This window comes from Dorea sp. AGR2135 (assembly GCF_000420885.1).
In the GTDB taxonomy this organism is placed as follows: Bacteria; Bacillota; Clostridia; order Lachnospirales; family Lachnospiraceae; genus Dorea; species Dorea formicigenerans.
On record NZ_ATVU01000013.1, the window covers coordinates 67,185 to 88,032 of the forward strand.

Below are 20,848 nucleotides of genomic sequence, written 5' to 3' on the forward strand. Positions count from 1 at the left end.
CGAGTTATGGATATTATGGGTCTGACAGCAGTAGAACTCGGAAAGAAAATAAAAGCAAAAGAAATTTCAGTTACGGAAGCCACGCAGGCGTATCTGGATCAGATTGAAAAGGTAGAGAATGATGTGCACAGCTATGTGACCATTGATAAAGAGGGTGCATTAAAGCGTGCCGAAGAAGTTCAGAAGATGATCAATGACGGAACACTTCTGAGTCCTCTTGCAGGTGTTCCGGTGGCAATCAAGGATAATATGTGCACGAAAGGGATGAGAACAACTTGCAGTTCCAAAATTCTGGAAAATTTTGTTCCAACCTTTACTTCAGAGGCAGTTTTGAACTTGGAAAAAGCCGGTGCAGTCATAATCGGAAAGACGAATATGGATGAATTCGCCATGGGAAGTACAACCGAGACTTCTTATTATGGAGTGACAAGAAATCCATGGAATCTGGGACATGTGCCAGGCGGTTCTTCAGGCGGCTCCTGCGCAGCAGTGGCAGCAGGTGAGTGCGCTTATGCACTTGGTTCTGATACAGGTGGATCGATCCGTCAGCCGAGTTCATTTTGTGGTGTAACGGGGATTAAACCGACTTATGGAACGGTATCTAGGTACGGACTGATTGCTTACGGTTCTTCGCTGGATCAGATCGGACCAATTGCGAAAGATGTGACAGATTGTGCGACTATCCTTGAGACAATCGCTTCTCATGATGTAAAAGACAGTACTTCCGTGGAGCGGGAATATGACTTTACTTCGGCATTGGCAGACGACGTGAAAGGTATGAAGATTGGTATTCCGAGAGATTACTTTGGGGATGGATTAAGCGCAGACGTAAAAGAGCAGATTTTAAATGCAGTGAAGGTCCTGGAAGAAAAAGGCGCAGTTGTAGAAGAATTTGATTTAAGTCTTGTGAAATATGCGATTCCGGCATACTACATTATTGCAGATGCTGAGGCAAGTTCTAACTTGGCACGTTTTGATGGCGTAAAATATGGTTACCGCACAGAAGAATACGAAGGACTTCACAACATGTACAAAAAGACACGTTCCGAAGGATTCGGAGCAGAAGTAAAGCGCAGGATCATGCTTGGATCTTTCGTATTAAGCTCTGGATATTATGATGCTTACTATCTGAAAGCACTTCGTACAAAGGCACTGATTAAACAGGCATTTGACAAAGCATTTGCAAAATATGATATGATCGTGGCTCCGGCGGCTCCGACAACGGCACCAGAGCTTGGAAAGAGCTTAAGTGATCCGATGAAAATGTATTTGAGTGACATTTACACAATCTCCGTGAACCTGGCAGGACTTCCGGGAATCAGTATTCCGGTAGGAAAAGATTCCAAAGGTCTTCCGGTCGGCATGCAGCTTATCGGAGACTGCTTCCAGGAGAAAAAAATTATCCAGGCAGCCTACACATTTGAACAGACAAGAACTTATGAAGCACCACAGTTTGTGAAGGAGGGAAGATAATTATGGCAAAGCAGTATGAGACAGTCATTGGACTTGAGGTTCACGTAGAACTTGCGACAAAGACAAAGATTTTCTGTGGTTGCAGCACCCAGTTCGGAGGTGCGCCAAATACCCACACATGTCCGGTATGTACTGGTATGCCAGGTTCCCTTCCGGTACTGAACAGACAGGTAGTAGAGTATGCAATGGGAATCGGACTTGCAACTCACTGTGATATTACAAGAGTATGCAAATTCGATCGTAAGAATTACTTCTATCCGGATAACCCACAGAATTATCAGATTTCCCAGTTATATTTACCAATCGCAAGAAATGGTTATGTAGAGATCGAAGTTGGAGATACGAAGAAAAAAATACGGATCCATGAAATGCATATGGAGGAAGATGCCGGTAAGCTGATCCATGACGAGTGGGACGATACATCACTGGTAGATTACAACCGAAGCGGTGTACCGCTTGTGGAGATTGTATCGGAGCCGGATATGCGCTCTTCTGAGGAAGTTATTGCATATCTGGAAAAGCTTCGTACAACGATTCAGTATCTTGGTGCTTCTGACTGCAAATTGCAGGAGGGCTCTATGAGAGCGGACGTGAACCTGTCCGTTCGTGAAATGGGAACCAGTGAATTCGGAACAAGAACGGAGATGAAGAACCTGAACTCCTTTAAGGCAATTGCAAGAGCCATCGAAGGAGAACGGGAGCGTCAGATCGAGCTTCTGGAAGCCGGAAAGAAAGTTGTTCAGGAGACGAGACGCTGGGATGACAACAAAGAATCATCACATGCAATGCGTTCCAAAGAAGATGCACAGGATTACCGTTACTTCCCGGAACCGGACCTTGTCCCGATTGTTATCAGCCAGGAATGGATTGACCGGGTTAAGAAACGACAGCCGGAATTTCGTGAGGAAAAATTAAAGCGTTACAAGAAAGAGTTCGATATTCCACAATATGATGCAGAAATCCTCACAGAATCTAAACATATGGCGGATATCTTTGAAGAAACAACTGCTTTATGTGGAAAACCTAAGAAAGTTTCCAACTGGCTCATGGTGGAGACGATGCGGCTCTTAAAAGAACATAACATGGAATCAGAAGATATTACATTTACACCGGAGAACCTTGCGAAACTAATCGAGCTTGCAGATGCAGGAACAATCAACAGCTCGGTGGCGAAAGAAGTTTTTGATCATGTGTTCGAGGAAAATGTAGATCCAGAAAAGTATGTTGAAGAACACGGGCTTAAAACGGTCAATGACGAAGGAGCACTTATAGAAGTTCTCGAAAAAGTTATTGCAGATAATCCACAGGCTGTAGTAGACTATAAGGGTGGAAAAGAGAAGGCACTTGGAGCACTGGTAGGTCAGACGATGAAAGCAATGAAGGGGAAAGCAAATCCCGGACTGGTCAACCAGAAGCTTCGTGAGATGTTAAAGTAAAAAGAGTGACCTGGCTTTTGCCGGGTTACTTTTTTGCACGGAATAAATAGTTATAAAAACAAAAGAGTATATAAGGAGGTCGCCATGGGAGGATTTTTTGGTGTAGCATCAAAGCAGGACTGTGTCCTGGAATTATTTTACGGAGTAGACTATCACTCACATCTTGGTACAAGACGAGGAGGAATGGCAGTTTATGGAAAGGATGGATTTTACCGTGCCATTCATAATATAGAGAATTCTCCATTCCGTACAAAGTTTGATCATGATGTGTCAGAAATGAAAGGATATCTTGGAATTGGCTGTATTTCCGATTATGATCCGCAGCCACTTTTGATTCAGTCACACCTTGGAAGCTTTGCGATCACAACAGTCGGAAAAGTTAATAACTATGAGGAACTGTTAAAAGGTCTGTTTGAGAAGGATCATTCACATTTTCAGGAAATGACTAACGGGCAGATCAATGTGACAGAGCTTGTGGCGGCGCTAATCTGTGAGAAAGAATCCATAGTAGAAGGAATCAAATATGTACAGGATGTTGTAGATGGTTCTATGACGATGCTTGTCATGACAAAAGAAGGAATCTATGGTGCAAGGGACAGGTATGGGCGAACACCTCTTGTGATAGGTAAGAAGGATGATTCTTACTGTCTTTCATTTGAAAGTCATGCTTATATTAACTTGGGCTATACCGATTATAAGGAACTGGGACCTTGCGAGGTCGTCTATGTGACATCGGAGGGAGTAGAAGAAATACGCCCGGCAAGAACTGGCAAGATGAAGATCTGTTCTTTCCTGTGGGTATACTATGGATATCCGACTTCTGCGTATGAAGGGGTAAATGTTGAGGAAATGCGTTACCGTTGCGGAAGTATGCTGGCAAAGCGTGATGGAGATAGTGTGCATCCGGATATTGTAGCAGGTGTGCCGGATTCAGGTATTGCTCATGCAATCGGATATGCAAATGAATCAGGAATTCCGTATGCAAGACCATTTATCAAATACACACCGACATGGCCGAGATCATTTATGCCGACCAACCAAAGTCAGCGTGACCTGATCGCGAGAATGAAGCTGATCCCTGTACAGGCTCTGATTGAAGACAAGAAATTACTCTTGATCGATGACTCGATCGTTCGTGGAACACAGCTTCGTGAGACAACAGAGTTTTTATATAGAAGCGGAGCGAAGGAAGTGCATATCCGCCCGGCATGTCCACCGCTTCTTTATGGATGTAAATACCTGAACTTCTCAAGATCGAAATCCGAGATGGATCTGATCACGAGAAGAGTCATTCAGGAGCAGGAAGGCGGAGAAGTATCTGCAGAGGTATTAAAAGAGTATTCAGATCCATGCTCCGACCGCTATGCAAATATGATCGAAGAAATTCGAAGAATCCAGAACTTTACGTCACTAAGATACCATAGACTGGATGATCTTTTAGAGTCTATTGGAATTGATCCAAGTCAGGTATGTACGTATTGCTTCGATGGACGGGAGTAATTTTTACTGATTATATAATGCATAATGAAAATCCACTTGATTTGTCTTCCCTGTGCAAGACGTTCTGATGAGCCTGATAGAACAGAAAACTTAAAAGCAAAGGCTTTTAAGTTTTCTACAGTCTCATCGCCACTGCACAGAAGTCAGAAAAATCAGGTGGATTTTCTGTTCTGCAGTTTCCCGGCAGTATATAATCAATAAAACTTACATGTTGACACGAAGTTGCGGGATAATATGCAAAAATACAGGTCATTCTATCCGACTACAGAGCGATGGAGATGAGACTAGAGTTCGAGTGAAAGCCATTGCTTGCACTCGAACTGTTTTAATAGGCTCAGCGGAATGTTCCGCTCTGGGAGGATAAAATGACCTGTATTTTTGTATGTTTACTCTTGCAACGCTTTCAATACACTACTTTCGGCTTCTATCTGGCTTTTGAGTTCGAGGATAAGTGTGCATTGCTGACGGATGTCTGCAGAGCGAATCTCGCATTGTTCTTTGATTCTGTGCAGACGTTCTGCATAGAGCTGGACACTGTGATTATCAAGAGGCTTGTCTTTCAGCATGGCTTCTTCTAACACAGCTTTCTGATACATTTTCTCAACAGTTTCTAATTGTTTCAGCAGTTCTGGTATTTTCTTCAAATATTCCCCGTATACTTCCAGTTGCTGACATTCTTTCTGAGTGTTCATAAGTAATTCCATGGCAAACTCCAATCTTTATAATTTATAGAAAAATGACATTAGTAGTTCTTAATCATAGTATAAAGTACTTGGAGCTGAAATGCATTATGATCTTATTTTTTTACTGCTGTAAAATTAACGTGTGAATTTAATTGTAAAGAAGAAAAAGAATTGTTATACTAAGAAAAAGAACTGAAAGGAAGTGGTGAAAATGCCAAATATAAAACCAATTTCTGATTTGAGAAATTATACAGAAGTTTTAAAAGAAACAAGTGAAGGTGCTCCGGTATTTTTGACTAAAAATGGCAGAGGTGAGTACGTGATTTTGGATATGAAAGATTATGATAGAATGAAAGCAGAATTAGCATTGATGGCTGAATCAGGGAAAGGTGAAAAAACGGTAAGGGAAGAGGATTGGGTGTCAACGGAGGAAGTGGAGGAAAGTTATGAGTAGTTTTGTATCCCTTGAGGATGTGAAGAAAATATATCAGATGGGCGAGGTGCAGATTATGGCTGCGGCCGGTATTGATTTCCAGATTGAGAGGGGAGAATTTGCGGTTGTGGTAGGCCCAAGTGGTGCCGGAAAGACGACAGTATTGAATATTCTTGGAGGAATGGATACGGCAAGCTCCGGGCGTGTGATCGTAGACGGAAAAGATATTGCACAGTATTCACCGAGACAATTGACAGCATATAGAAGAGATGACATTGGTTTTGTATTTCAGTTTTATAATCTGATTCCGAACCTGACTGCTCTTGAAAATGTAGAATTAGCTCTTCAGATCTGTAAGAATCCTATGGATGCCCAGGAGGTTATGGAAGATGTAGGACTTGGTGAGCGTCTGGATAATTTTCCGGCGCAGCTATCTGGTGGAGAACAGCAGAGGGTTTCCATTGCAAGAGCGCTTGCAAAGAATCCGAAGCTTTTGTTGTGTGACGAGCCGACAGGAGCGCTGGATTACAATACAGGTAAAGCAATCTTGAAGCTTCTTCAGGATACTTGCAGGGAAAAGGGGATGACCGTAATTCTGATCACGCACAACTCTGCAATTGCGCCAATGGCGGACCGTGTCATTAAGATAAAGAATGGTATGGTATCAGAGATGACAGTGAACGAACACCCAGTTCCAGTCGAGACGATTGAGTGGTAAAGAGAGGCATTACATATGAAAATGAAACCAACGAGCAAAGATTTTTATATGGAGATCCAGAAGAGCCCGGGGCGATTTCTGTCTATTTTATTTATAGTGGCACTGGGCGTTGCATTTTTCTCAGGAATTCGTGCATCGGAGCCGGATATGAGACTGACGGGAGATGCATATTTTGATGAAAGCAATCTTATGGATATCAAAGCGCTCAGTACATATGGCGTGACACAGGACGATGTGGACGCGATTTTGAAAATCGACGGAGTAGAACATGCAGAGGGCGCGTACAGCGCGGACTTCATGCAGATCGTAGATAAGAAACAAAAAGTTCTGCATGTGATATCTTTACAGGATGAGATGAATCAAGTGAAGTTAAGTGACGGCCGGATGCCCCAAAAAGCAGGGGAATGTCTGGCAGACCAGGATGCAGGATATAAGGTCGGAGATACAATTAAATTGCGTTCCGGAACGTCTGATGAGGTTACAGATACTCTGACGACAGATACGCTGAAAGTTGTCGGCCTTTGCAGCAGTCCGATGTACATTTCTTATGGACGCGGAAGTGCAACGATTGGTACCGGAACTATCAGTGCATTTGTCATGGTGCCGGAAGAGACGTTTGATATGGACGTATACACGGAAGTATATGTACAGGTCAAAGGTGCAAAAAATGAAGTGGCATTTACGGACGGATATGATAAGAAAGTAGAGAAAGTCCTGGATCAGATTGAAGATATTACGGACGAACGTGCTGAAATTCGAAAGCAGGAGCTGGTAAATGAAGCACAAGAGAAGATTGACGAGGCGAGAGAAGAACTGGAGCAGGGCAGAGCGGACGCAGCTTCGGAACTTGCAGATGCGGCGGCTAAGATAGCAGACGCCGAGGAGCAGTTGACGAATGGAAAAGCACAGATTACCAGTGGTAAAAAGCAGATTGCCAGTGCTAAGAATACATTGAGCAAAAAAGAAAGCGAACTGGAACAGGCACAGAATCAATATAATGCCGGACTTGCACAGCTTCAGGAAGGTGAGGATCAATATGAAGCCGGACTTGCACAATATGAGGCTGCGAAACCGGAAGCTGAGGCGAAAATCCAGACTGGAAGAGAAGGACTTGCAGCGCTTCAGCAGATGATTCAGGCAGACCAGCAGACATTGACGGAAATTCAGCAGAGGATCGAGGAAGTAAATTCTGAATTATCAGCATTTGACCAAATACCTGAGGATCAGCTTACAGAAGAGCAGAAGGCGCAAAAAGAACAATATGAACGACAGCTTACCGAGCTTAAGGAAAACGAAGCTGGCATGCAGCAGAAGATTTCCATTGAACAGCAGAAATATGATGAGAGTAAAGCCGAACTGGATGCTGCCCAGAAGCAGCTTGATGACACTGCAGCAACTCTGGCTCAGACAAAGTCAGAGCTTGACGCAGCGAAGGCTTCTTTAAATGGTGTTCCACAGCAGCTTGCAAGTGGAAAAGCCCAGATCCAGTCCGGATGGACTGAAATTCGAAAGCAGGAGAAGAAGCTGGAAGAAGGAGCAGCAGAAATCGCGGAAAATGAAGCGAAAGTTGCAGAGGCAAAAATTGAGTATGCCAATGGTGAAGAAGAGGCTGCCCAGAAGATTGCAGAAGGTGAACAGAAAATTGCGGACGCAGAGGCAAAGGTTCAGGACATCGAAAAACCAACCTGGTATGTCTATGACCGTGATACTTTGACTGAGTATTCCGGGTACGGAGAAAACGCGGAGCGTCTAGGTGCGATTGGCCGTGTCTTTCCGGTATTATTCTTTCTTGTCGCGGCGCTGATTAGTCTGACCAGTATGACACGAATGGTAGAAGAACAAAGAACCGCAATCGGAACCATGAAAGCACTTGGATATAGCAAGATGTCCATCGCGAAGAAATATCTTGGATATGCGTTGATCGCGACAGCAGGAGGCAGTGTGTTAGGTGTGCTGATCGGTGAAAAGATATTGCCATATATCATTGTTTACGCATATGGAATCTTATACAAGCATATTACACATATTCTGATCCCATACCAATGGATCTATGCCTGGATGGCAGCGGCGGCAGCAATTGTATGTACAATGGCAGCAACATTTTTTGCATGTTACAAAGAACTTGTAGCACAGCCGGCAGTACTGATGCGCCCACCGGCACCTAAAAATGGACAAAGAGTTTTTTTAGAAAGAATAAAATTTATTTGGAAACATTTAAGTTTCACATGGAAGTCTTGTATCCGTAACTTAACCAGATATAAGAAACGATTCTTTATGACAGTTTTTGGGATTGGCGGTTGTATGGGATTGATGCTGGTTGGATATGGAATCAAAGATTCCTGTTATGAAATTGCAGAACTACAGTTCCGGGATATTCAGATGTATGATGGAAGTGTCTACCTGAAAGAAGACATTTCAGATGAGACAAGACAGAATCTCCTGGATTATATGAAGGACGATTCGGACATCAGTCATTATATGCAGACCAGCATGAAGAATGTAACACTTGTCAATGGAAAGAATAAACGTGATACTTATCAGGTCGTATTTTCGGAACCGAAAGACGTAAAAGATTATTTTGATTTCCACGACCGGAAATCAAAAGAGGAATATACGCTTGATGATGAAGGTGTCATTATTTCTGAGAAAACCGGAAAACTTTTGAATGCAAAAGCAGGGGATACCATTGAAATTAAAGACGAAGAGAGTGGTAACAAGAAAGTAAAAATTGCTCATATCTGCGAGAACTATATGGGACACTATATTTTCTTCACTCCTTCTTATTATGAAAAAGTGTATGGTGAGAATCCGGAATATAATAGTATTTTCTTTGCAGGACAAAAAGGAGATACGCAGGAAGACTACAACAAGATTGGTGAAGACATTCTGACCCAGGACGGAGCGCTTAGTGTCAGCTATATGCGTGATATTGAAAAACAGTTGGACGATATGCTAAAAAGTCTGAATCTGGTTATTGTAGTACTGATCATTTCTGCAGGAATGCTTGCATTTGTCGTACTATATAACCTTAATACTGTTAATATCACGGAGCGGCAGAGGGAACTGGCGACCTTGAAAGTGCTGGGGTTTTATGATCTGGAAGTGGCAGAACACGTATATCGTGAAAATGTACTTTTGACATTCATCGGAGCGGCGGTAGGAGTGGTGCTTGGAAAATTCCTGCATGCCTTTATCATTGATACGGTGGAAGTAGACACAGCCATGTTCGGAAGAAATATTAACTTTTCAAGTTACATGTACAGTCTGCTATTTACAATTCTGTTTTCATTGATCGTAAATGGAATTATGTATTTTAAATTGAAGAAGATTGATATGGTAGAATCACTCAAGAGTATTGAATAAATGGAAGTCGGTTTGCAGATATGAGAAAGGAATGAAAGTATGGAATTAGGATATCAGTTAAAAATCACAATTAAGGGAAGTCACCCACCAATTTGGAGAAGAGTAATTGTACCGGGGAAAATAAATTTTCAGGATTTAGATGACATTATTGAGGATTTATTTGGCTGGACACATGATCACTTATATGAATTTTGTGACCGGAAAAGTGGGCGTCGTTTTCAACCGTCAGATGATGAGTATTTCTGGAATACAGAAAGTGTGGAAAATCTGATTGATGATTGTTTTATAAAAGGTGAAAAATGGACATATACATATGATTTTGGTGATGACTGGGTTCATGATATTCTGGTAGAAGATGTTGTGCCGTACAAAGAGCGATTTGCAAAAGTACTTAAAAGTAAAGGCCCATACATGATTGAGGATTGCGGAGGATTATGGGGATTTTATGAGTCTTATATAGATGAGGCAGAGCCGTTTGACATCGAAATCGCAAATCATCAATTCGAACAGTTTCCGATTGAAGCTAAAGAGTTTGTGCAGATAGGTGAGGATTATGAATATTCGGGAACCCCAGAGGGAGACTGGGGAGAATTTGGGGAAGATTCATTTGAGCAGCATATGAAAAATATGTTGGAAGAAAATCCAGAAGAGATATTGCAACAGTATTTTAGTGGACTTCAAAATGCTAGAAATATGGCAGAGGAATGGATTGAAGAAAATAAGGAGTTCCTGAGTCAGGATTTTTATTTGAAAGATGTATATAGTTGTTATACAAAAGATGATTTAAAGTGGATAGCTCAGATGAATGGATTTTCTGGTTATAGTAAGCTGAAAAAATCTGAACTGGCAGACTGGCTTGTGAAGAAGATGTTAGAAGAAAGTCATATGGCAGATATCGTAGAGAATATTATTCCGGAAGAAGGCGAAGTGATTCAGTTAATTATAAATCAGCCAGAAGGAATATGGATTACAGAATCTGCATTAGAACAATCCTTTTTCCTGTCAAGTTACGGAGCGTTTAATGATGAAGCGGGTGTTATGCGCCTGCCTAAAGATGTGCGGGAAATGTACCGGAACGTCAACACGACAGAGTGTCAGAAAAGAAGATTGGAGAAAGATAAAATTCGTAAATACTGTAATAGTGCAGTAGAATTGTATGGAGTCGTACCGATTTCAGAGGTAGCTGTTATATATAGACACTATACAGGAAATGATATTTTAGTAAAACAACTGAAAAAGATAGCTTTGGAATATATAGAGGATAACAGAGTTACTGTCAGAGGGCGCTATCTTGTACATATGGATATTGATGATGAAGATATGGAACTCATATTGGAAGATCAGGAGGGTAATCCATATTATATACCGGACACGGAAGAGGAATTTCTGATATACGGAAATGCAGACGAGGAAACAATAGAGCAACTTGATGAAGTTAAATTTTCTAAATGGCTGGAAGAGGAATTGAATCTTGATGTAGTGTGTGGATTTACGATTGCAAAACATATATTGTTATGCATTAAGTTAAATTACGAAGAAGAAGCGTTAATGGAAATTTTGGACGTGTTAGCCCCCAATATGGGAATCCCTGAATTGTCAACAAAGCAAAAGAGAAAAGTGAAAAAGAAATTGAGTGAATTATGTAAAAATACCAGACTGTATTCCTATAGCGGACATACGTTGAATGAAATTGAAGCCAAGATGTAAGAAAAACTCCTTCCCTGGATAAAACTGTGGAAGGAGTTTTTATAATCATATATCAAAACTATTCCATATCAAAATCAAGCTCCTGACTGGCAAAGAATTTCTGGACATATTCGTCCCAGGCTTTTTCTACGCTTTTATCCATGGTAAATGTATTCATGGAAGTCCCGGTGATACATTGAAGTGCCAGTCCGTCATAGCGGAAATTAAGATACAGTCCCTGGATTTCCGCAGGGCGGTAGGTCAGATCATGCTCAGTGAGAAAGGATTCGAACTGATCTTTTGCTAGAGATAATATGAATTTAAAATTTAACGGAGTTTTCTTTCCACGGATTACCTGGAAGAAAAAATCGCGCACTTCTCCCCAGGTGGAATACTCCTTTTCAAAAGCTTCATCAAAAAAGTCTTTATGGATTCTACCATCTACCTGGAAGCGGTTAAAAGTAGTTACTTCTCCCTCAATCAGGGAAAAAGTATCAAATGTTGGTTTTAAAAGCAGGTGGGACATACAGACCTTTGCTTTCAGATTAAGAACGATCATAGTGAAAACCTCTCTGGATAATTATTAGAGATATTATAGCATAATTTCTGTAGCATTATAATTCTAATTTTTAAAAAAGCCTTTCAATAAATTTTAAATCAAGTATAATATATTTCTATATGACATAGCCTTGGGGAAGGCATAATGCCGTTTGCGGATATGTGTTGGCTGAAAATAAGCGTAGATTTGCGAAAGATATACAGAAATAATGAGGTAAGAGAGGAAAAAAACTTGGGGAAAAAGACAATAGAAGAAAATACGATCACGGAGGGGATTATCTGGAAGCAGCTTCTGATATTTTTCTTTCCGATCATGCTGGGAACTTTAATCCAACAATTATATACAACCGTGGATACGATTATCGTCGGACGCTTTGTGGGGAAGGCGGCATTAGCCAGCGTAGGCGGTCCGGCGGCTGTTTTATCAACGATTGTTGTTACATTTTTTAATGGACTGGCAAATGGAGCGGCAGTTGTCATTGCGCAGTATTACGGAGCAAAAGACAAAGGAAGACTGCATACAGGACTTCATACTGCATATTTATTTTCCATTGTGGTCAGCCTCGTAATATCTGTAGTGGGAGCAGTGCTGACACCATGGCTGCTTAAGATCATGAACACTCCACAGGATATGATGGCATCATCAACTACATATTTACGCATTTATTTTATGGGAATCTTATTTACGCTGGTCTATAATATGGGAGCGGCGATCATGAGAGCAGTCGGAGATTCCAAAAGACCGCTTCTTTATCTGGTGGTTTGTTGCGTACTGAATATAGGTCTGGATATATTCATGGTAGTTATATTAAAAATGGGAATTGCCGGAGCAGCACTGGCAACCGTATTTTCCCAGTGTGTCAGCGCATTTTTTGTGACCTGGTCTTTGACAAAAGACTATGATTCTATGAAACTACAATTCAGAGAACTTCGCATGGAAGCATGTGTTCTAAAAAGAGAGTTGAAAATCGGTATACCGGGAGCTCTGCAGGCATGCGCTTATGGAGTGACCAATGTAGTCATTCAGGCATCAATCAATAGCTTTGGAACGGATACTGCGGCAGGATGGGCGGCTTATGGAAAATTAGATTTGATTTTCTGGACAGTATCCAGTGCACTGGGAGCGGCGGTCACAACATTTGTCGGACAGAATTATGGCGCAGGTAAGTGGGACCGGGTATATAAGAGTATCCGGGTAAACATTGGTATTTCTTATGTATTTACAGGTATGATCATCTTTACATTGTATGCATTTTGTGAGCCTATGTATCATATGTTTACAACAGATCCGAAGGTGATTGACATAGGCGTGTATATGCTCCGGTTCCTGGTGCCGAGTTATCTGCTCAGCATTCTGCTTGAAAACCTGGACGGTGGACTTCGCGGAGTCGGAGATGTACTGTGGCCTACGATATTTACATTTGGAGGATTGTTTTTAATACGACTCCCGTGGGTTATGATTCTGACTCCGATTTATCATAAGGTGGAGATTTTGCTGATTAGTTATCCTATTGCATGGGGAGGAACACTTCTATTCGTAATACCGTATTATTTCTGGAAGAAGAAAAAGTGTTTCAACAAAATATGCAGTGAAAAATAAAGCGAAATTTATGGATTTTTGCGAAATAATTCTCAAAAGTCAAAAAATTCTTTACAAATAAGCAATAAAGTATTATTATACAAAAAAAGATAGAAATCTTCAGGGCAGGGTGAGATTCCCTACCGGCGGTAAAGCCCGCGAGCCGAGAGGCATGATTCGGTGAGATTCCGAAGCCGACAGTATAGTCTGGATGAGAGAAGAAGACGGTACATATAGTTTTAGTTATGAATGCGGTATCGAGGCTCTGAGATGGTAGACCATTTCAGAGCTTTTTTACTTTCGCAGATAATTAGTCATGAAGTTGTGATTAAAGTACCAGTGAACAAAACCCCTGTAGATCATCTGCAGGGGTTTTGTTCTAAGTTCAAGTCGAACGTCCGTGAGACAAATTTGCTATTACTCATCATCAGAAGAGGTGGGAGTCTTCTCGATTGAGATAAAAAGAAAGAAGGAATGTATGTGACAGACCAGAATTATATGAAACGCGCAATAGAACTTGCAAAAAAAGGAGAAGGATGGACGAATCCTAATCCGATGGTCGGAGCGGTCATCGTAAAGGATGGACGTATTATCGGCGAAGGCTATCATGCCAGATGTGGAGAGTTGCATGCGGAACGAAATGCAATTGCTTCTCTCACTGAATCAGCCGAAGGGGCAACGCTGTACGTTACATTGGAACCATGTTGTCATTATGGAAAGACGCCGCCGTGTACGGAAGCAATTTTAGAGCAGAAGATAAAAAAAGTAGTGATTGGATCCAGAGACCCAAATCCGAAAGTGGCAGGAAAGGGAGCGAAGATATTAAGAGATGCCGGTGTAGCGGTTGTGGAAGATTTTATGAAGGACAAATGTGATGAATTAAATCCAATATTTTTTCATTATATAACGACCAAAACACCATATGTAGTTATGAAGTATGCAATGACGCTGGATGGAAAAATTGCAACAAAGACAGGAGCTTCAAAATGGATCACCCAAGAAGCCGCACGCAGAGAAGTACAGTATATGCGTCATCGGTATATGGGAATCATGGTCGGGATAGGAACGGTACTTGCTGATAATCCAATGCTGAATGTCCGGGGAGAAGGGCTTAAAAGTCCGGTCAGGATTATCTGTGACAGTAAGTTGAGAATTCCACTGGACAGCCAGATTGTAAAAAGTGCGAGGGAGTACCGGACGATTGTAGCCTATGCAGATCCGGAAAATGTAGAGAAGAAAAAAGAAATTTTGCAGACAATGGGAGTGGAAACCGTATTTTGCCCGGATATGAAAAAACATGTTAATCTGAAGCATTTGATGGAGTATCTGGGAAAAGAAAATATCGACAGCATTTTACTGGAGGGTGGAGGAACTTTAAATGACAGTGCACTACAGGCCGGAGTTGTCCAGGAGGTGCAGGCATTTATTGCACCAAAAATCTTTGGCGGAACAGGAAGCCGGACTCCGGTGGATGGAATTGGGATAGAGCTTCCGTCTCAGGCAGCGGTACTAAAGTTCAAAGATATCCGCCAGATTGGAGAAGACCTGAAAATTACCTGTCACGTCTTAAGAAAAGAACAGGAGGAATTATGTTTACAGGAATTGTAGAAGAAGTGGGAAAAGTCCGTTATATTCAGTTGAATGGGAATTCAGGGGTATTGGCGGTGAAGGCAGCAAAAGTACTGGAAGGTACGAAGATCGGAGACAGTATTGCGGTAAATGGAGTATGTCTGACAGTCACTTCCCTGCAGCCTGACGGATTTACGGCAGATGTCATGGCAGAGACGATCAGAAGGAGCAGTCTTGGAAATTGTAAGATTGGAAGTTATGTAAATCTTGAACGGGCAATGGCAGCGGATGGAAGATTCGGAGGCCATATTGTGAGCGGCCATATTGACGGAACAGGAGTTATCAGGTCAATGATCCAAGAGGAAAATGCAGTCTGGGTATCCATTAAAACTTCACAGCGGATATTAGATCTGATCGTGGAAAAGGGGTCTGTCTGCATCGATGGAATCAGCCTGACGGTTGCGAAGGTAGACGATGAAGGGTTTCAGGTATCAGTCATTCCACATACAGGGGAAGAGACGATACTTCTGAAAAAAGCATCCGGAGATCTTGTGAATCTGGAAAATGACATAATCGGAAAATATGTAGAAAAATTAATGGGGATTGAAAAAAAAGAAGAGTCCAAATTGGAACATGAGAAAAAAACAGGAATTACAATGGAGTTTCTGGAAGAATTTGGATTTTAAATATACAGCAACAAAAAAAAGAATAACGGAGGAAGAACAGATGGAACAAAAGTATCAATATAATACAGTAGAAGAGGCAATCCGGGATTTACAAGATGGAAAGATCATCCTTGTTACAGATGACCCGGACAGAGAAAATGAAGGAGACATGATCTGTGCTGCTCAGTTTGCGACCCAGGAAAATATTAATTTTATGGCAACGCATGCAAAGGGACTGATCTGTACGCCGATGAGCGCAGAACTGGCAGCAAAGCTTAATTTTCCACAGATGGTTTCAGAAAATACCGATAATCATGAAACAGCATTTACGGTATCGATTGATCACGTAGATACAACAACCGGTATATCGGCAGCAGAACGTGCATATACGATGATGAAATGTGTGGATGATACATCAAGACCAGAAGATTTCAGAAGACCAGGCCATGTATTCCCGTTGGTGGCAAAAAAAGGCGGTGTACTTGTGCGTAACGGTCACACAGAGGCAACGACAGATCTTGTAAGACTGGCGGGGCTGAAAGAATGTGGCGTATGTTGTGAAATCATGAAAGAAGACGGAACGATGATGCGTACATCAGAACTCTGGGAGCTGGCTCGTAAGTATCATCTTACATTTATCACAATCAAAGATTTGCAGGATTATTTAAGAATTCATGAAAAGCATGTAAAAGAAGAGGCGGTGGCAGATCTTCCAACACAGTATGGAGAATTTAAGATTCATGGATATGTGAATGACATTACAGGAGAGCATCATCTTGCTTTGGTAAAAGGAAAAATCGGGGAGGGAGAGAATGTACTTTGCAGAGTCCATTCAGAATGCCTGACCGGAGATGCTTTTGGTTCTCTTCGCTGTGACTGTGGATTGCAGCTTCAGACGGCAATGCGCCAGGTGGAGGAAGAGGGAAGAGGAATCATCCTCTACATGAGACAGGAGGGAAGAGGAATCGGACTGATCAATAAGATCAAAGCATACGAACTTCAGGAACGTGGATATGATACAGTCGAGGCGAATGTTCAATTGGGATTTGCCCCAGATCTCAGAGAGTACTGGGTCGGAGCTCAGATTTTATCAGACCTGGGCGTGAAATCCTTAAGACTTCTTACCAATAACCCGGATAAAGTCTATGGGCTTCAGGATTTCGGACTGGAAATTAAGGAAAGAGTACCATTAGAGATCCAGCCACAAAAATATGATCTGAATTATATGAAAACAAAACAGGAAAAAATGGGACACATTTTCAAAGAAATACAATTATAAAAAAGAATTCAGGAGGAAGATGAACATGAAACAGATTCAGATAATTGAAGGAAAAGTAGTAGCACCAGAGGGAATGAAAGTCGGAATCGTAGCAGCCAGATTTAATGAAATTATTGTCAATAAGTTATTAGGCGGAGCTGTTGACGGACTTGTGAGACATGGTGTAGAAGAAGAAAATATTACAGCAGCATGGGTGCCGGGAGCATTTGAAATACCAATCACAGCGCAGAAAATGGCGCAGTCAGGAAAGTACGATGCAGTCATCTGTGTAGGTGCAGTTATTCGTGGAGATACATCTCATTATGAGCTGGTGTGTAACGAATCAGCAAAAGGAATTGCACAGATCGAGCTTGCAACAGGTATTCCTGTTTTATTTGGAATCATTACAACAGAAAATATTGAACAGGCCATTGCACGTGCCGGAAGTAAAGCTGGCAATAAAGGTTATGACTGTGCGTTATCAGCAATTGAGATGGTGAATCTGATAAAACAGTTATAAAATTTGACTTTTATTCTTATACAAAGTAAAATAAACTATGTATGTCTTTTTAAAGATGTACATAGTTTATTTGTTTATTGGAGAATGAAAATGTTTGAAAAGAATAAAGAAAAAATGAAGGAAAAAATGGAGCCGGATAAAGTGCTTCGTTTTGCGATTGTTGCGGTAATCCTCTTGTTTTTGATCGGTGCGCTGATTATTGGAACACGAATGATGAATCCGCGAGTGGATGCGACAGAAGGAGTAAAGAAACTGACAGAACTGGAAGATGCCAATGTTCAGAAGATTGATGCCAAGATTCAGGAATTAGAGCAGACAGAAGCAGATGAGGCGGTAGCGTGGAAAGCAAAGTCTGCAAAAGAAAAAATGGATGGCTGCATTGTGCTTGGCGACAGTACTGCACTTGGCTTCAGACAGAATGACATCTTGAGTAAGTCGCAGGTGAAGTCAAAGGATGGAGCAACGGTCAGCGATGCGGAAGGTTCCGGATTAAATGAGCTTTTGACAGCCGTAACAGAAGCAGAGACTGCACCACAGAAGCTTATCCTCTGTATCGGAAGAGGAGATGTAGCAGTCAGTGGAGAGACAGCGGATGCATTTGCAGCGAACTACAAAAGCTTTGTTGAGCAGGTGAAAGCAGCATTGCCGGATACGAAAGTTTATGTATGCAGTATCCCGGCATACCTGTCACTGACAAGTACAGGTGATGCGGCAGGTTCAGCCGATTCAGATACTGATTCAGATTCAGATGCTAAAGATACAACTGACAACTCGGATCTTAAGAGCAGTACAGATTCTAAGAGCAGCACAGATTCTAAGAGCAATAGTGATAGTGATACATCATCAGATGATAGTAGTTCGTCCAAGATGAGTACCGCGCTGGATGTAACTTCATACAATGAAGCTTTGAAGGCTCTTTGTAAGGAAGAAAAAGTGAAATATGTAGACACAACAGATCTTACGGACGCTTCTTATTATGGGGAGGACGGAAGTACAATGACAAAAGCCTATTATGAGGCTTGTATTAATAAAATTCTGGAGGCAGCGTTTAGAAATTATGTTATTCAATAGTATCACATTTATATGTGTATTTTTACCAGTTATTTTCATATTGTATTATCTGCTTCCGGGAAAGATAAAAGACATTGCCCTGGCTGCAGGGGGAGCAGTTTTTTTTGCATGGGGAGCCCCGGTCAATCTGGTCGTTCTGGCATTTTTTATATTGTTTAATTATGCGGTAGGAATTCAGATGGAAGGCTGCATGCGAAGAAGAAGGAGTACGGAGCAGTTATTTGCTGGAAGCATACTGATCAATATGATAGTATATGTGTTCTTTGCATTTATCGGACAACGCGTGGGCTTTATTTCGGAAGTGCCGGTCGGAATAGGAATCTGCATCTTACAGGTGCTTTCTTATCTGATTGAGATTCACCGGGGAAATGTAAAGGCTCAGAAAAGTATTCTGGATTTTGCAGTTTACATAGCAATGTTTCCGTTGTTCCTGGCAGGACCGGTCGTAAAATATCCGCAGATCCAAAAGGAATTAAAGACTCGCAAATTGTCCTGGGCAAAGGCTGGCGAAGGAATTACTTTATTTCTATGTGGTTTTGCAAAGAAAGTTATCATTGCAGATTACCTGGCAGATTCATTCACCAAGATCATGTCTTTGAAGGCAGGCGAGTTGTCTGTGTTTGGTGCATGGCTGGGATGTGCAATCTTCATGTTCCAGATTTACTTTGCGTTCAGTGGATACTGTGATATGGCAGTGGGACTTTGCAGAATGCTTGGATTTGATGTGAAGAAAAATTTCCGATATCCATATGTAGCACGTAATATAACAACATTTGTGCGACGTTTTAACAGCTCTGTTTCTGCATGGTTCTGGGATTACATCTGTGAACCACTCTGGGGCGGCTGGCTTGGAACACTTGTATCCGGAATTCTGATGGGACTTTGGTATGCAGGTATGTGGAAGAATGCACCGTGGCAGGTAACGGTCACAGGTGGATTGCTCTGGGGTATCTACCTTGCATTCTGGCAGATCGTGGAGCGTTATGCACTGCCATTTTTAAAGAGATTACCACCTGTGCTTGGGCAGATTTATACCTGGTTTTTTACAGCACTTGGCTGGGTATTTTTCTTCGGTAAAACACCGGCAGCGTCATTTGGTTATCTGAAAGTGATGTTTGGATTTGGCGGAGGCGATGTGGTTGGTATCATGGGAAGATATCTTTTCCTTGGAAATGTGTTCGTTCTTGTAGTGGCATTTCTTGCAAGTACACCACTTCCGAATCTTATCTGGAAGAAGATTCTGGTATTTGGAAAGAAAGATAAAAAAGAAAAAAATAAAAAACGTCTGGAGCGAGGCAGAAGTGCAGTATTTGTATTCGCAGCCGTGATCATGATCCTGTGTCTTGTGAATGTGACAGGAGCAGGAAGGACATTTTTCAAAGAGACGGTGAAAGATACCCAGGCGAAACTGGATACAGTTCTTGGAAGACGGGACGTGAACGGTGTGTACCGAGGAAAGAACCAGTATCTTCTGGCGGATATTAACAAGCTGGACGAAAAGAAGGTTCAGGCAAATGTGGACGCGATTACAGCCCTTGCCGAGGATTATTCCGATGTGCCGATGTATATGGCACTGATTCCGGATGCTGCAAATGTATGGGCAGATAAGCTTCCTTCTTATGCTCCGGTGGAAGATCAGACAGTGCAGATTGCACAGATTCAGAGCATGCTTGGAGACAGTGTGAACTGGATTGATGCACAAGGTGTTCTAAATGCGAATAAAGATAAGAAAATTTATTACCACACAGATTCCCGATGGACAACGCTTGGAGCTAGTCTTGTATGGCAGCAGATTGCTTCAGATCTGGGACTTGACACTTCGAAAGCACCGGCTTTAAAACCTTATGTAGTGACCGGTGATTTCAGTGGAAATCTTTCCCGAACAAGTGGATTTGAAAGCGGATACCGTGAACCGATATACGCATATTTAACGGAAAATGCTTCCGACAACACGCAGATGGTGGCAAGTTATGAATCTGAGGGCATAAAGACAGCAGAGCTTTATGACCGTACAAAACTGGACGAACCTGATGCGTATGAAGTATTTCTCGGTGGAGATTATGATAAAATAGATATCCGCACGACAGCAGACAGCACGGACCGGCTGCTTCTGGTGAAGGATTCCTTTGCAGACTGTATGATTCCATTTTTAATTCCATATTACAGGGAGATCATCGTGGTAGATGCAGATTATTATCAGAAGCATGTGTCGGATCTGTTAGATAAGAATAAAATTACAAGTGTGCTGTTTTTGTACGATTGCAATAATTTTGTACAGGATGACAAGCTGAGCAGTATTTTGAAAACGGATAAGGCAGAATAGGAGCTGCAAAGTA

The 20,848-nt window shown here is 41.8% G+C and carries 16 protein-coding genes and 1 riboswitch; of the genes, 14 read left to right on the plus strand and 2 right to left on the minus strand.

All coding sequences use genetic code 11. The features are described 5' to 3' along the window. Positions 1-6: 6 nt before the first annotated feature. The 3 genes from gatA (at position 7) to G593_RS0109775 (ending at position 4,409) form a co-directional block, all read left to right on the plus strand. A complete protein-coding gene (gene gatA, locus G593_RS0109765; protein WP_029731572.1) occupies positions 7-1,473 on the plus strand; it encodes an Asp-tRNA(Asn)/Glu-tRNA(Gln) amidotransferase subunit GatA in 1,467 nt (488 codons plus the stop codon). A gap of 2 nt (positions 1,474-1,475) precedes the next feature. Next, a complete protein-coding gene (gene gatB / locus G593_RS0109770; protein ID WP_005330633.1) occupies positions 1,476-2,909 on the plus strand; it encodes an Asp-tRNA(Asn)/Glu-tRNA(Gln) amidotransferase subunit GatB in 1,434 nt (477 codons plus the stop codon). Between the two features lie 84 nt (positions 2,910-2,993). Then, positions 2,994-4,409 (plus strand): amidophosphoribosyltransferase, encoded by a 1,416-nt coding sequence (locus G593_RS0109775; protein ID WP_029731573.1) that lies wholly within the window; start codon positions 2,994-2,996, stop codon positions 4,407-4,409. 386 nt (positions 4,410-4,795) lie between these two features. Here G593_RS0109775 and G593_RS0109780 read toward each other — a convergent pair whose 3' ends face one another. After that, positions 4,796-5,113 carry a hypothetical protein gene (locus G593_RS0109780; protein ID WP_029731574.1) on the minus strand — a complete coding sequence of 106 codons (318 nt, stop codon included), beginning with the start codon at positions 5,111-5,113 and terminating at the stop codon, positions 4,796-4,798. Positions 5,114-5,303: 190 nt separating this feature from the next. On the opposite strand from G593_RS0109780, the gene G593_RS0109785 reads away from it, so the two are divergent. Genes G593_RS0109785 through G593_RS18560 form a run of 4 tightly spaced genes read left to right on the plus strand, consistent with a single transcriptional unit; the run spans position 5,304 to position 11,313 of the window. Continuing rightward, entirely contained in the window at positions 5,304-5,546 is a 243-nt protein-coding gene (locus G593_RS0109785; protein ID WP_022278807.1) for a type II toxin-antitoxin system prevent-host-death family antitoxin, read from the plus strand. Next, positions 5,539-6,243, plus strand: coding sequence for an ABC transporter ATP-binding protein (locus G593_RS0109790; RefSeq protein ID WP_005340938.1), 705 nt, complete (start codon positions 5,539-5,541; stop codon positions 6,241-6,243). The genes G593_RS0109785 and G593_RS0109790 overlap by 8 nt, the downstream gene beginning before the upstream one ends. A 15-nt stretch (positions 6,244-6,258) precedes the next feature. After that, complete coding sequence (locus G593_RS0109795; RefSeq protein ID WP_029731575.1) at positions 6,259-9,606, plus strand: FtsX-like permease family protein; 3,348 nt, start codon at positions 6,259-6,261, stop codon at positions 9,604-9,606. A 39-nt stretch (positions 9,607-9,645) separates the two neighbouring features. Next, the gene (locus G593_RS18560; RefSeq protein WP_044994337.1) at positions 9,646-11,313 is read left to right on the plus strand and encodes a plasmid pRiA4b ORF-3 family protein; all 1,668 of its coding nucleotides are present in this window, start codon (positions 9,646-9,648) and stop codon (positions 11,311-11,313) included. Positions 11,314-11,371: 58 nt separating this feature from the next. Here the strand turns inward: G593_RS18560 and G593_RS0109805 are convergent, their stop codons facing one another. Beyond that, positions 11,372-11,851, minus strand: coding sequence for a DUF5721 family protein (locus tag G593_RS0109805; protein WP_005330640.1), 480 nt, complete (start codon positions 11,849-11,851; stop codon positions 11,372-11,374). A gap of 231 nt (positions 11,852-12,082) precedes the next feature. Here G593_RS0109805 and G593_RS0109810 point away from each other — a divergent pair, with 231 nt between their 5' ends. The 7 genes from G593_RS0109810 (at position 12,083) to G593_RS19470 (ending at position 20,835) form a co-directional block, all read left to right on the plus strand. Continuing rightward, positions 12,083-13,450 carry an MATE family efflux transporter gene (locus tag G593_RS0109810; RefSeq protein WP_029731576.1) on the plus strand — a complete coding sequence of 456 codons (1,368 nt, stop codon included), beginning with the start codon at positions 12,083-12,085 and terminating at the stop codon, positions 13,448-13,450. Between the two features lie 91 nt (positions 13,451-13,541). Then, a riboswitch (FMN riboswitch) is annotated at positions 13,542-13,656 on the plus strand. 253 nt (positions 13,657-13,909) lie between these two features. After that, positions 13,910-15,037 carry a bifunctional diaminohydroxyphosphoribosylaminopyrimidine deaminase/5-amino-6-(5-phosphoribosylamino)uracil reductase RibD gene (ribD, locus tag G593_RS0109815; RefSeq protein ID WP_029731577.1) on the plus strand — a complete coding sequence of 376 codons (1,128 nt, stop codon included), beginning with the start codon at positions 13,910-13,912 and terminating at the stop codon, positions 15,035-15,037. Next, positions 15,019-15,684, plus strand: a complete 666-nt coding sequence (gene ribE / locus G593_RS0109820) for a riboflavin synthase (protein WP_022278813.1) — start codon at positions 15,019-15,021, stop codon at positions 15,682-15,684. Before ribD ends, ribE begins: the two co-directional genes overlap by 19 nt. A 40-nt stretch (positions 15,685-15,724) precedes the next feature. Next, positions 15,725-16,942: a bifunctional 3,4-dihydroxy-2-butanone-4-phosphate synthase/GTP cyclohydrolase II gene (locus G593_RS0109825; RefSeq protein ID WP_029731578.1), complete on the plus strand. Its 1,218-nt coding sequence runs from the start codon at positions 15,725-15,727 to the stop codon at positions 16,940-16,942. A 25-nt stretch (positions 16,943-16,967) separates the two neighbouring features. Next, positions 16,968-17,441, plus strand: coding sequence for a 6,7-dimethyl-8-ribityllumazine synthase (gene ribH, locus G593_RS0109830; RefSeq protein ID WP_029731579.1), 474 nt, complete (start codon positions 16,968-16,970; stop codon positions 17,439-17,441). A 90-nt stretch (positions 17,442-17,531) separates the two neighbouring features. Continuing rightward, the gene (locus G593_RS0109835; protein WP_242827076.1) at positions 17,532-18,512 is read left to right on the plus strand and encodes an SGNH/GDSL hydrolase family protein; all 981 of its coding nucleotides are present in this window, start codon (positions 17,532-17,534) and stop codon (positions 18,510-18,512) included. After that, entirely contained in the window at positions 18,499-20,835 is a 2,337-nt protein-coding gene (locus G593_RS19470) for a DHHW family protein (protein WP_196801965.1), read from the plus strand. The genes G593_RS0109835 and G593_RS19470 overlap by 14 nt, the downstream gene beginning before the upstream one ends. Positions 20,836-20,848 lie beyond the last annotated feature (13 nt).